Below are 12,500 nucleotides of genomic sequence, written 5' to 3'. Positions count from 1 at the left end.
GGGTCCGATGCCGCTCACCACCCTGCTGGTCCTCGGTCTCGTCGTCGGCGTCGGCGCCTTCGTGCAACGCATCGCCGGGTTCGGCCTCGCCGTCGTCGCAGCGCCGTTCGTCGTCATGGTCGCTCCGCAAGTCATGCCGGCGGCACTGCTATTCGTTGTCCTGCCACTGCCCGTGCTGGAGATGGCTCGGGCCCACCGTGACATCCGGTGGCGGCCGTTCGGGTGGGCGATGGCAGGCCGCCTCGCGACGATGCCACTCGGCGTCTGGCTCGCGGCCAACGCGTCGCACACCGTCACGTCACTCCTCGTGGCCGGCATGGTGCTCGTCGCCGTCGCCGGATCGCTCACGCGCTGGCGCGTACGCCCGTCGTCGGGCATCGCCCTCGGCGCCGGAGCCTTGACGGGCATCTCGGCGACGACGGCGTCGATCGGCGGCCCGTTCTTCGGCCTCGCCCTGCAGGAACTCACACCGCAGCAGGCACGCTCGACACTCGCGCCGTTCTTCCTCTTCGGCTCACTGAGTTCACTGCTCGGCCTCGCGATCGGCGGCCAGATCAGCGCTGACGGTCTGCGTGCCGGGCTCGCGTGGCTGCCGTTCATGGCCGTGGGCGCTCTCGCGGCGCAGCCGTTGCGGCACTCGATCGACGCGGTGCGCTTCCGCCACAGCATCCTCGCGCTCGCGACGGTCAGCGCCCTCGCCGTCATCGTCCGCGTCGCGCTCACCTGAACGCGTCCCTCTCGACGGCGAGCGCCACGCCGTCCGCGTCCCGCGCGTCGTCATCGAGCCCGCGACGCTGGGCGCGACGTCCCCGTCACGAACGCTTTGTCGCATAGGTGCACCTTGCTGGCGCAACGCCCTTCGTCAGCGTGAGATTGAGGGCAAACAGCCCCCGATTCCGGGGCCGTCTCACGGAGGTAGCCATGGACATCACCGAGATCATCCTGCAGCAGCACACCGCTCAGCGACGCGCGTTCGCCGTGCTCGAGGAGTGGCCGCGCGACGACACCGACGGTCTGGCCGCGCTGTGGAGCCAGCTGCGCATCTTCCTCGAGCTGCACGCTGAGGCAGAGGAGCTGTACTTCTACCCCGAACTCGTCAAGATCGGCACCGGCGGCGCAGACGCCGAGAGCAACGACGAGCAGGTCGAGGACGCGATCCACGACCACAACCTGCTGCGCGACGCCATCAAGCGCGCGGACGCCGCCACGACCGGGTCGAAAGACTGGTGGGAGGCCGTCGTCCAGGCCAACATCGCGAACTCCGACCACATGGCCGAGGAAGAGCGTCAGGACCTGGCCGACTTCCGTCAGCAGGCGAGCCTCGAACTGCGTCACCAGGTCGGCATCAACTTCCTGCGCCACCTCGCGGCGTCGTGGTCGAAGCCGCTGACGATCGAGGACAAGAACCCCGAGCGCTTCATCGCCGACGCCGAGAAGGCCGGCCCGAGCGGCGCCGTCCGCGCCGCAGCTGCTCAGGCGAAGGAGCAGACGTCGACGCGCGTCAGCGCCCACCCCGAGCCGTCGCTCAAGGCCGACGACCCGGAAGGCGACGACTGAGCTCCCCTGATCGAACGCAACGCGCCATCGCTGGGTCCTTCCCAGCGGTGGCGCGTTGCTACGTCTGTGCGGCTGGACGCACGTCGAAGATCGGCCCCGAGCGGCGGTCGGTCGGCGCCGGGCGCGGGTGGTGCGCCCCCGGCGCGCTCGGGTGGGCCTCAGTCGGTCGCGATTCCGACGCTCCGTCCGACGGTGCTGCGCTCGGCCCCGTCCAGCACGATTCAGCGCACGACGACGCGCGCGTTGCCGTCACGCCGCGTCCAGCCTCGCGCGTCGAGATGCTCGAGCAGGGGGATGACGACGCGGCGCGTCGTGCCGAGCGCCTGGCGCGCCTCGCTCGTCGTGAACGGTTGCGGCAGTCTTGCGAGCTCGCGCATCGCTCGCGCGGGCGCGTCGGGCAGCAGGACGATGTCGGCGGGCTCGGCCTTGAGTCGCAGGATCGCTCCGCGCTGTGCAGCCGCGGCGAGCTGCCGGTTGCCGAGGCCGAGCGCCACGAGGTCATCGGCTTCGGGGGCATCGAACGGGTTGGCGCGCAGCCGTTCTCGAAGTTGCTCCAGGGCCGCTTCATCGGCACCGAACGATGAGCCGTGGCGTGAGCCGACAACCCGCCCGTCGCGGATCACGAGACCCGCATCAGGGTTCGTCACGCCGCATGACTCGACGAGGGCGGGCAGCAGACGTCGGGGCACGCCGAGGCGCGTCTCGATGGCGCCTGACGGCAGCCCGGGGCTCAAGGGGTCGGCGGCGTCAGCGGTGACCGCCTCGATGATCGCGGCGCGCCAAGCCGTCGCCTGTTTCTCGTGCACGACGAGTCCCTCGACACGACCCAGGCCCTCCCCCGGCAGGGGCAGCCCCTCGCGCAGCACCTCGGGGCGGCGGGCCCCGACGGCGGTGACCCACTCGTCGCGCACCCAGCCGCGGTCGGCGACGAGTGGTTCGAGCTGCGCGACCGCGTGGCCGGCTAGGACACGTGCGCGCTCCCGACCGGCGCCGCGCCTCGTCAATGCCGCCGGGTCGAGGTCGAGCACCGTTGCCCCGCAATGGATCCGCCCCGCTGACGCATCACGCACGATGATGCGATCCCCCAGCCGCAACGGCAGCGGATCGCTCAGCGTCAACCGCGCGTGACGCTCGTCGAACGGTCGCACCCGCGCCTCGACGGACGCTGTGCCGATGTGGACGCTGACCTCCGCCGACGCATCCTGCCACTCATGCCCGCCCTCGCTGCGCACGTCGAGGACGTTCATCCACGACGCCGACCCCGGCGTCAGCAGGGGCGTGCCGCGCGGCACGTCGTCGGTGTGCAGACCTCGCAGAGCGACCGCGACGCGCGAGACCGGCGCGACCTCGTCATGACGCTGCCCGAGCACCTGCAACGAACGCACGACCGCTCGTTCGTCACCCACCTCCAACTCGTCCCCGAGACGCAGCGTGCCCGCCGCGAGCGTGCCGGTGACCACGGTGCCGGTGCCCTTGACGGAGAACGAACGATCGACCCACAACCGCACAGGGGAAACCGTGTCCACGGGTGGCATCTGCGCGACGAGATCGTCGAGGGCGCACCGCAGTTCGTCGATGCCACGGCCGCTGACGGCGTCGGTCTCGACGACGTCGACAACTTCGAGTGACGTCGCGGCGATGTGGCCGAGCGCTGTCTCACGCACCTCGGCGACGCGCTCGGGCGTCGCCAGGCCACAGCGCGTGATGACGAGCAGGCCGTGCCTGAGACCGAGTGCGTCGATCGCGTCGAGGTGCTCGCGCGATTGCGCCTGCCACCCCTGATCCGCGGCGACGACGAGCATGACGGCCGGCGCCGGCCCGAGGCCCGCGAGCATGTTGCCGATGAAGCGACGGTGGCCGGGCACGTCGACGAATGCGAGCTTCTCGCCCGACGGCAGGTCGAGTCCCGCGAACCCGAGATCGATCGTCAGGCCACGCTTCTTCTCCTCCTCGAGCCGATCCGGGTCGGTGCCCGTGAGAGCCCGCACGAGGGTGCTCTTGCCGTGGTCGACGTGACCGGCCGTCGCGACGACGCGCATCAGCACTCACTCCCCGCGAGCCGCACCGCGCCGCCGCTGCGCTCGGCGACGTAGCCCCTGGCGGGGAGGAGCGGTGTCGTCGCCGACGGGGCCGTGGCATCACGCCGCGCGTTCATCGTCATGCGCGTCCTCCGTCGTCAGCTGGGGTGCCGGATTCGTTGCCTACAGCGACGGCCCGGATCGCGGCGGCGACGTCGGCGTCCGAGGACGCAGGGACGCACCGCAGGTCGACGAGGCAGCGTCCAAGCGCGGTGCGGGCCAGGACGCACGGGCGTCCGAGGCGTAGCGCCTCCGCGAAGGGCTCCGGCAGGGCGACGGCGAGGCTCGGCAGCTCGAAACCAGGCGCGCCTCCCCCACCGACGCGTCCGATGACGTCGACGACCTCGGCGCCCGGAACGACGTCAGCGATGGCCGCCGCAAGGTGTGTCGTGCGCTGACGGAGCGAGTCGCGCGTCTCGTGCAGGGCGCGGGTAACGGGGGGTTCGGGGCCGCGCAGGGTCGCTTCGAGAGCGGCGAGCGTCAGCTTGTCGACGCGCATCGCGCGGGCCATCGGGTGGCGGCGGACGCGTTCCACGGCGTCGGCGTCGCCGAGAACGAGCCCCGCTTGCGGCCCGCCGAGTAGCTTGTCGCCGCTCGCGGTGACGACCGTCGCGCCATCGCGCAGCCAGCTCGTCGCGTCGGGCTCGTCGGGCAGCACCCGTTCGGGGGCGAGCAGGCCGCTGCCGACGTCCGCGATGACGGGGACGCCGAGCGCCGCGAGATCGCGCACGCCTGGCACCCCGGCGAACCCTTCGACGCGATAGTTGCTCGTGTGGATCTTGAGCACGGCGCCCACCCGGCGGCCGTGACGTTCGGCGTCGACGATGGCGTTCTCGTAGTCGCGCAGATGCGTGCGATTCGTCATGCCTACCTCGACGAGCCGGGCCCCGGCCGACTGCAGCAACTCGGGCAGACGGAAGCCGTCGCCTATCTCGATGAGTTCGCCGCGGCTGACGAGGACGTCCGTGTCCCCGGCGATCGCGAGGCAGGCGAGCAGCAGTGCCGCCGCGCCGTTGTTGACGACCAGTGCGCCGCCCGCGTCCGGCACCCGCTCCTGGAGCGCGTCGAGCGTTGCGCGGCCGCGCTTGGCGCGCGTGGCAGTGACGGGGTCGAACTCGACGTCGACGTACCCCGCAGCGCGACCGAGCGCCTCGACCGCGGCGTCGCTGAGAGGCGCGCGCCCGATGTTGGTGTGCACGACGACGCCCGTTGCGTTGAGGATCGCTCGCAGGGTGGTGGCCGACTCGGGCAGGCGCAATGCGATGGCCGCGTCGATGCCGTCGGGGCTGATGGTGCCCGCGCGGACGTCGGCCTGGGCAGAGACGATGGCGCGCTTCACAGCGTCGCGTCCGAGCGCGCCTACCTCGTCGGCGAAGCGTGCGAGGAGCTCGTCGGTGCGCGGGATGCGTCGACGTGGGTCGTCGCTCGTGGCCATCGTTCCTCCAGGTCGAGTGCTGATGCGCCCCAACCTATCGGGCAGGTCTGACAATCCTGCGCAGCAACGGTTTTCACGCCCTTCGCCGCTCCGGCGCACTCATGGCTCGAGTGACCCTCCGTGGCGCGTCGCTCCGAGCCGCGGCGGCGAGCCCACGCGGCCGGAAGAGGGGCCAACGACGACACATGCGAGAAGCCCCCCAGCTCGCGGGGCCCTGAGACTTGCGGAGGCGGACAGGAATCGAACCTGCCAAACCGAGATGCTCGGTTTCACCGGTTTTGAAGACCGGGGGGCCCACCAGGAACCCGGACGCCTCCCTTGGTGCGTGTCAATCATAGGGGCGCTGGAGTCGTGGGTGCGCCGGGGCGATGGGCGGGCGGGGTCCGCGCGGCGTACCCGTCGGGGTCGTTGTCAGGGGTACGGCGTAGGGTCGGATGCATGGAGTCGATACGTCTGACGCAGTACGCCCATGGTGGCGGGTGCGCGTGCAAGATCCCGCCCGGCGAGCTCGAGGAGGCGGTGAAGCACCTCGTGGGGCAGCCAAATCCGAGTGTCATCGTCGGCCTCGACGACGGTGACGACGCAGCCGCCGTGCGCGTCGGCGAGCAGGCGGTGCTCTCGACGGCTGACTTCTTCACCCCTGTCGTCGACGACGCGTACGACTTCGGTCGCATCGCGGCCGCGAACGCGCTCAGCGACATCTACGCGATGGGCGGCACCCCCGTCGTCGCCATCAACCTCGTCGGCTGGCCGCGCGACGTGCTCGGCCTCGACATCATGGCCGAGGTGCTCCGAGGCGGCGCCGACGTCGGTGCGCAGGCGAACTGCCCCGTCATCGGCGGCCATTCGATCGACGATCCGGAGCCCAAGTTCGGCATGGCCGTCACCGGCATCGCCGACCCGGGCAAGCTCATGCGCAACGACGCCGCCGAGGCGGGCCTGCCCATCTCCCTGACGAAGCCGCTCGGCGTCGGTGTGCTCAACAACAAGCACAAGTCGACGGGCGAGGTTTTCCCGCAGGCCATCGAGGTGATGACGACGCTCAACCGCGACGCGTCGATCGCCGCCGTCGCGGCGGGTGTCAAGGCGGCGACAGACGTCACCGGTTTCGGTCTGCTCGGCCACCTGTGGAAGATGTGCCGCGCCTCGGGCGTTCGCGCCGAGATCGACTCCGCTGCCGTGCCGTACATCGAAGGCGCCCGCGACGCCGCAGCCGAGGGTTACGTCTCCGGCGGCACGCGTCGCAACCTCGACTGGGTGCGTGAGCACATCACCGCAGCCGACGGGATCAGCGAAGACGAACTGCTGCTGCTCGCGGACGCTCAGACGTCCGGCGGCCTCCTCGTCATCGGCGAGGTGCCCGGCGCGCCCGTGATCGGCCGCACCCTCCCCCTCGACGGCGGCGCCCCCGGCATCAGCGTGCGCTGACTCGAACAGCACAGCTGCACGAGAAATGCGCATCTGCACGGGTATCAGCAGTCACGATCCCGGTGCAGATGCGCATTTCTCGTGTACAGACCCGGCCAGCCGACGAGCCGACCCGCCAGACACGCGAGCGCTCAGAGGTTGACGGGCTTGCCGTCCGGGCCAGGCAGCGGTCGGCGCCCATCCGCGGTGCGGGGGGCGTCATCCGCCGAGGCCAGCCGCGGGCCTGTCGTGATGTTCTCCGTCCCGCCACGCGCGTCGAGGCGGCGGCGCTGCGGCCCCATCGTGTACTTCGGGTCCTTCGCCGATTCCATGCCGGCTTCGAACACCGCGAAGCGTGTGCACACCGAGCCTGCGACGAAGCAGGCCCCGGAGACGACGGACGCCACGCGCGAGCGTCGCGCGAACAGCGCCGTCCCGACGAACCCGGCGACGTTGAGCGCCATGCTCGCCTTGTTGAGCTTGCCGGCAGTACCGTGGTGCAGCGGCTCGCCGACGCCCTCGGCGTCGAGGTGCTTCTCGAGACGATTGAGCACGCCGAGGTCGACGGCCGACCCGATGAGCGCTAGCGCCCGGGCGGGGCCAGCCTTCTCGACTGGCGTCCACATCATCGCGTTGCCGCTCGCCGCGGCCGATGCTGAACCGCCGAACACAAACGGCAGGTACAGCCGCGACTCGTGCCACGTCGGCGTCGACGTGTTCGACAGCAGCACCGCCGTGTACGTCGCCAGCGGCGCCGCCATCGACGCACCGAGCGCGACGAATCCCGGTTCGGTGACGCCGAGCATCTTCTCGACGCCGACGAGTGCCCCGTTGACGCGCAACCCGGCGTCACGACGACCCGCAGCACGCGACTGCCGCCGCAACCACCGCGACCCCGGCACCTCGAGCGAGGACGCCGACGCGACCTCGCCTGCAGCCCCGGCCACGCGATCGAGCGCGCCGACCAGACCCGTCACGGTGCCGCTTCGCTTGAGCGGCAGCATCCGCAGCACCTCGAGGGCCGCGAGCGGCATCGCACCGCCGCTGAAACCGGAGAGGATCCACGTGCCCACCGACATCGGCGAACTGAGCTTCGCCACGCGCATCATGTTGTAGAAGCGCTCCGGGCGACCCAGGTCGCCGATGAGCGACGCACCCGAGACGGCGACCGCAACGGCCGTCGTCAGGCGCGTCACGCGCTGCAGGGGTTCGTTGCCCGTCAGGTACGCGCCGGTCGCGAGCAGCTGAGAACCGCCCGCGAGGCCACCGAAGAACAGGTACGTCGGGATCGGCCATTCCCACGGCACGGGCTTGATGACGCCACGCCCGTAGTAGCTCTGGAACTCGACGTCCGGCACGAGCGCGCGCTCACCGCGGCCCTCGCGACCGTTCAGCCAGTCGGTCGGACGGCGACGCTTGCCGCCACGCCCGCCGCGACGGCGCCGCCCACCCTCGGGTTCAGGATCCCGATACGCATCAAGGGAATTCACGCTCACGCCACACCACCTCCGACGAACGCCAGCGCTGCTGCGGCCATCATTCCGCCGGCCGCCATCGCCATCCGCTTGTACGACTCCGGCAAGGTCTTCGACGGCGCCACCGGGTCCGGTGGCAGTCCGTACACCTCGGGATCGTCGAGCAGGAGGAAGACCGAACCGGTGCCGCCGACGCCGTCGTCGAGGTTCGCGCCGTAGAGGCGCGCCTCCGTCATGCCCTGCGCGTGCAGCTGCGCGACGCGCTCCTCCGCGATCGCGACCATCTCCGCATGCGTGCCGAACTTGATCGACGTCGTGGGGCACGTCTGCGCGCACGCGGGCGTCTGGCCTTCCTTGAGCCGGTCGTAGCACAGCGTGCACTTCTGCGCGTTGCCGTGATTGACGGTCGCCGTCTTCTCACGCCGTTCGATGACGCCGAACGGACACCCGCCGACGCAGTAGCCGCAGCCGTTGCACACGTCGGCCTGCACGACGACCGTGCCGAACTCGGTGCGGAACAGCGCGCCCGTCGGGCAGTTGTCGAGACACCCGGCGTGCGTGCAGTGCTTGCAGACGTCGGAGGCCATGAGCCACCGGAAATCCTGGGCCTCGTGCAGCGCCGTCGGCATGACGCCGTTGTCGGTCGCGACCATGTCGAGCACGTTGACCCCCGCCAATTCGTCCGCCACCTGCGCCCGTTCGACGTCGAGCGCCGGGGCGCCCGGGTCGAGCGCTGACGGTGCGTCGGTCGCGTAGTCGGTGTGCCCACCGGCGACGCGGATGGCGCGCGCGGCGTCATCCGGCAGGTCGGCGAGGTGCGACGCTTCGCCCGAGCCGCCCGCAGCTTCTGCACCGGCGCCGGAGGCCGACCGCAGCGTCGGCATGCCGAGGTCGACGAGCTTGCGCCCCGACTCACGGGCACGCGCGATCTGCTCGCCCGACTGCTCGACGAACGCGACGTGACGCCACGTGTCGGCACCCAGCTCACCCGTGTTGTCGTAGGAGTAGCCGGTGAACTCGTACCCGTCCTCGGGGTTGCGGTTCCACTCCTTGCACGCGACCTCGCAGGCCTTGCAGCCAATGCAGATCGAGGTGTCGGTGAAGAAGCCCATGCGTTCGGCGAGGACGTCGTTGGGCGCACCACCCGTCAGCGTCGTCGCCTCCGGGGTGCCCCAACCCGCCTGCTTCGACGGGTCACCTCCACCCGCGAACTGCGAACGGATGTACTCGGTCACCAGGCTCATCAGTCACACTCCTGGCAGATCTCGTTGCCCGTCTCGACGGTGACGCCGGCGCGGCTCTGGTACTCACTGACGAGCTGCTCGTACTCGTCCCGATCCTGTGGACGGCGGCCCGGGCGGATGTCGCACATGCCCATCTTGCCCTCCTGGATCTGGGTGTTGCGATCGAGCACCACGCCGAGCAGGTCGTTGGCCGAATCACCATGCACCTGAGCGGACTTCGCGCTGCCCCAGTGGTACGGCATGCCGATCTGGTGCACCATGCGACCACCGATCTTGAGCGGCACCATGCGGTCGGTGACGAGCACGCGCGCCTCGATCGCCGCGCGAGCCGACACGACGGTCGCCCAGTCGCCGTTCTCGAGGCCCTTCTCGGCCGCGAGATCGGGTGAGACCTCGATGAACATCGACGGCTGCAGCTCCGACAGGTACGGCAACCAACGGCTCATGCCGCCGGCCGTGTGATGCTCCGTCAGGCGCCCGATCTGGAACACGTACGGGTACACGTCGCCACCCGGCATGCCCTCGCTCGGCGCGTTGAGGTTGTCCTTACGACGGAACGTCACCCGTGTCGGGTTGGACTGCTGGCTGTAGAGCGGGTTGCGCATCGGCGATTCCGCCGCCTCGTAGTGCGTCGGCATCGGGCCGTCGACGAGACCGAGCGGCGCGTAGAGCCAGCCCTTGCCGTCCGCCATCATGATGAACGGATCGTCGCCGGCGAGGCCGTCGGGCCCACCCACACCCTCCTTCGGACGGTAGGACGGGGCGGTCTTGAGCGGGAAGTCGGGGTTGTCCTTGCCGACCCACTGCCCCTTCTCCTCGTCCCACCAGATGAGCTTCTTGCGCTCGCTCCACGGCTTGCCCTCACGGTCCGCGGAGGCGCGGTTGTAGAGCGTGCGGCGGTTCGCGGGCCACGCCCACGCCCATTCGGCGGCCGTCTCGTCCTGCTCGTACCCAGGCTTGCGCCGCGCGGCCTGATTGACCCCGTCCTTGTAGATGCCGGCGTAGATCCAGCATCCCGACGTCGTCGAACCGTCAGCCTTGAGATCCGCGTACGTCGCGAGGGGCTTGCCCTCCGCGTCGGTTCCGTTGATCTCGGCCATGACCGATTCGGCGATGACCTCGCCGTGCTCGTCCTTGGGGTAATCCCACGTGATCGCCTTGAGTGGCTCGTCGATGGGGTCGCTCGAATCGGCCAACCTGGCACGGATGCGCACCCCGACCTCGTGGAAGAAGTCGAGCTCGCTCTGCGCGTCGCCCGGCGGGTTGACCGCCTTGTGACGCCACTGCACGAGGCGTTGGGTCTGGGTGAACGTACCGGCCTTCTCGACGTGCGTCGCCGCGGGGAAGAAGAAGACCTCGGTGTCGATGTCCTCACTCCTCCACTCCCCGGAGGCGACCTCCGGCGCGTCCTTCCAGAACGTCGCGGTCTCGATGAGCTGGAAGTCGCGCACGACGAGCCACTTGAGGTGGCGTAGGCCCTCACGTTGCATACGGGCGTTGGCCGAGCCGACGGCCGGGTTCTGCCCGAGCACGAAATAACCCTCGACCTGGTTCTCGATCATGCCCATGACCGTCTGGTACGTCCCGTGCGCGCCGGACAGACGCGGCATGTAGTCGAGCCCGAAGTTGTTCGCACTTGTCGCGTTCTCGCCGTACCAGGCCTTTAACAGCGACACGGCGTACTTGTCGGCATTCGCCCAGTACCCCTTGGCGTCCTTCGACACGATCGAGTCGATGTAATCCTCGAGCGTTTCGTGGTCGGAGACCCGCGGCATCGGAAGGTAGCCCGGCAGCAGGTTGAACAGTGTGGGAATGTCGGTCGATCCCTGAATCGTCGCGTGTCCGCGCAGCGCCATGATGCCGGCGCCAGGACGCCCGACGTTACCCATGAGCAACTGCAGGATCGCCGCGGTGCGAATCATCTGGGCCCCGCCGACGTGCTGGGTCCAACCGACGGCGTAGGCGAACATCGTCGTGCGCTCGCGACCAGAGTTGGCGACGACCTCGCGGGCGACGAGTGCGAAGTCCTCCTTGGAGACGCCGCACACCTCTTCGACCATCTCCGGTGTGTAGCGCGAGTAGTGCCGCTTCATGATCTGCAGCACGCACATCGGATCGGTGAGCGTCTCGTCGCGCAGCACGGCCGAATGCGCGAGCGTCGGGCCACCCGAGCCGTGCGTCTCGGCGCCACCGCTCGCCTGGTGGCCCGAGGAACCGCTCTTCTCGTCACTCGAGGTGCCCTGATCCGGTTTGCCGGGCGGCGTCTTGTACTGCCACGAACTCTGGTCGTACTGACCCGTGGTCGGGTCGTACCCGGAGAACAGCCCGTCGAGCTCCTCGGTGTCGACGAAGTCGTCGCTGACGATCGTTGCGGCGTTGGTGTAGGCGACGACGTAGTCACGGAAGTAGGACTCGGTAGTCAGCACATGGTTGATGAGTGCACCGAGGAAGACGATGTCACTTCCGCCACGGATGGGGATGTGCTTGTCGGCCACGGCGGACGTGCGCGTGAAGCGAGGGTCGATGTGGATGACCTTCGCGCCGCGCGCCTTGGCCTCCGTCACCCACTGGAAACCCACCGGATGACACTCGGCCATGTTCGACCCCTCGATGAGGATGAGGTCGGCGTTCGCCATGTCCTGCAGTGAATTGGTGGCTCCACCACGCCCGAACGAGGCTCCCAGACTGGGAACCGTGGCGCTGTGTCAAATACGCGCCTGGTTCTCGATCTGTATGGCCCCCGCGGCGGTGAACAGCTTCTTGATGAGGTAGTTCTCCTCGTTGTCGAGCGTTGCTCCACCCAACGAGGCGATTCCCATGGTGCGACGCAGGCGGTTGCCTTTGTCGTCCGTCTCCTGCCATCCGTTGCGGCGGCTGGCGATGAACCGGTCGACGACCATGTCAATGGCCTTGTCGCGCTCGATCGGCTCCCAATCGGTGCCACCCGGCTTGCGGTAGAGCACCTGCTTGACGCGTGAGGGGTTGTTGACGAGCTGCTCGCTCGCTGCCCCCTTCGGGCACAGGCGGCCGCGCGAGATCGGCGAATCTTTATCGCCTTCGATCCCGACGACCTTCTCGTCCTTGACGAACACGCGCTGGCCGCAGCCGACGGCGCAATAGGGGCAGACCGACTGCACGACGCGGTCGGCCGTCGTCGTGCGCGGTTCGAGCGTTCGAGTCTTCTCACTCGTCACTGCCGGGCCGCGACCGAGGAAATCCTTCGATCGCACCTGACGCAGGACGGGCCACTCGAGGGGTGACAGACCCATTGAGCTCCCCTTTCGTCGCATGCGTGATCGTTCTG

8 protein-coding genes and 1 tRNA gene are annotated in these 12,500 nt (G+C 69.5%); 3 read left to right on the top strand and 6 right to left on the bottom strand.

The window, feature by feature from the left end; translation table 11 throughout:
* The first annotated feature begins 7 nt into the window (after nt 1–7).
* The gene (locus EDC82_RS02395; RefSeq protein ID WP_115296591.1) at nt 8–727 is read left to right on the top strand and encodes a sulfite exporter TauE/SafE family protein; all 720 of its coding nucleotides are present in this window, start codon (nt 8–10) and stop codon (nt 725–727) included.
* Between the two features lie 194 nt (nt 728–921).
* The gene (locus tag EDC82_RS02390; protein ID WP_006945733.1) at nt 922–1,557 is read left to right on the top strand and encodes a hemerythrin domain-containing protein; all 636 of its coding nucleotides are present in this window, start codon (nt 922–924) and stop codon (nt 1,555–1,557) included.
* A gap of 221 nt (nt 1,558–1,778) precedes the next feature.
* Here the strand turns inward: EDC82_RS02390 and selB are convergent, their stop codons facing one another.
* The 3 genes from selB to EDC82_RS02375 form a co-directional block, all read right to left on the bottom strand.
* Nucleotides 1,779–3,596 (bottom strand): selenocysteine-specific translation elongation factor, encoded by a 1,818-nt coding sequence (gene selB / locus EDC82_RS02385; protein ID WP_131940490.1) that lies wholly within the window; start codon nt 3,594–3,596, stop codon nt 1,779–1,781.
* Nucleotides 3,597–3,714: 118 nt separating this feature from the next.
* On the bottom strand, nt 3,715–5,070 hold the full coding sequence (gene selA, locus EDC82_RS02380) for an L-seryl-tRNA(Sec) selenium transferase (RefSeq protein WP_006945663.1): 1,356 nt from the start codon (nt 5,068–5,070) through the stop codon (nt 3,715–3,717).
* Between the two features lie 224 nt (nt 5,071–5,294).
* Nucleotides 5,295–5,387 (bottom strand) — tRNA-Sec (locus EDC82_RS02375).
* A 121-nt stretch (nt 5,388–5,508) separates the two neighbouring features.
* Here EDC82_RS02375 and selD point away from each other — a divergent pair.
* Complete coding sequence (selD, locus tag EDC82_RS02370) at nt 5,509–6,498, top strand: selenide, water dikinase SelD (RefSeq protein ID WP_131940488.1); 990 nt, start codon at nt 5,509–5,511, stop codon at nt 6,496–6,498.
* A gap of 131 nt (nt 6,499–6,629) precedes the next feature.
* Here selD and nrfD read toward each other — a convergent pair whose 3' ends face one another.
* From nrfD to fdh, 3 genes are read right to left on the bottom strand one after another with little or no spacing between them, the layout of a single operon-like run.
* Nucleotides 6,630–7,973, bottom strand: coding sequence for an NrfD/PsrC family molybdoenzyme membrane anchor subunit (nrfD, locus tag EDC82_RS02365; RefSeq protein WP_006945724.1), 1,344 nt, complete (start codon nt 7,971–7,973; stop codon nt 6,630–6,632).
* Nucleotides 7,970–9,196: a 4Fe-4S dicluster domain-containing protein gene (locus EDC82_RS02360; RefSeq protein ID WP_074045946.1), complete on the bottom strand. Its 1,227-nt coding sequence runs from the start codon at nt 9,194–9,196 to the stop codon at nt 7,970–7,972. Before EDC82_RS02360 ends, nrfD begins: the two co-directional genes overlap by 4 nt.
* Nucleotides 9,196–12,486, bottom strand: a complete 3,291-nt coding sequence (gene fdh / locus EDC82_RS02355) for a formate dehydrogenase (RefSeq protein WP_235006084.1) — start codon at nt 12,484–12,486, stop codon at nt 9,196–9,198. Before fdh ends, EDC82_RS02360 begins: the two co-directional genes overlap by 1 nt.
* Nucleotides 12,487–12,500 lie beyond the last annotated feature (14 nt).

Origin of the sequence: Dermacoccus sp. SAI-028, from assembly GCF_004346775.1 — a bacterium.
Classification (GTDB): domain Bacteria; phylum Actinomycetota; class Actinomycetes; order Actinomycetales; family Dermatophilaceae; genus Dermacoccus; species Dermacoccus nishinomiyaensis.
Note: the sequence above shows the minus strand (reverse complement) of the source record. Positions and strands in the feature narration are given on the sequence as shown.

Excerpts from the sequence above, each read along its gene's own strand:
- selB (WP_131940490.1), bottom strand. The coding sequence starts at position 3,596 with ATGCGCGTCGTCGCGACGGCCGGTCACGTCGACCACGGCAAGAGCACC.
- EDC82_RS02390 (WP_006945733.1), top strand. The coding sequence starts at position 922 with ATGGACATCACCGAGATCATCCTGCAGCAGCACACCGCTCAGCGACGC.
- selA (WP_006945663.1), bottom strand. The coding sequence starts at position 5,070 with ATGGCCACGAGCGACGACCCACGTCGACGCATCCCGCGCACCGACGAG.
- selD (WP_131940488.1), top strand. The coding sequence starts at position 5,509 with ATGGAGTCGATACGTCTGACGCAGTACGCCCATGGTGGCGGGTGCGCG.
- EDC82_RS02360 (WP_074045946.1), bottom strand. The coding sequence starts at position 9,196 with ATGAGCCTGGTGACCGAGTACATCCGTTCGCAGTTCGCGGGTGGAGGT.
- EDC82_RS02395 (WP_115296591.1), top strand. The coding sequence starts at position 8 with ATGCCGCTCACCACCCTGCTGGTCCTCGGTCTCGTCGTCGGCGTCGGC.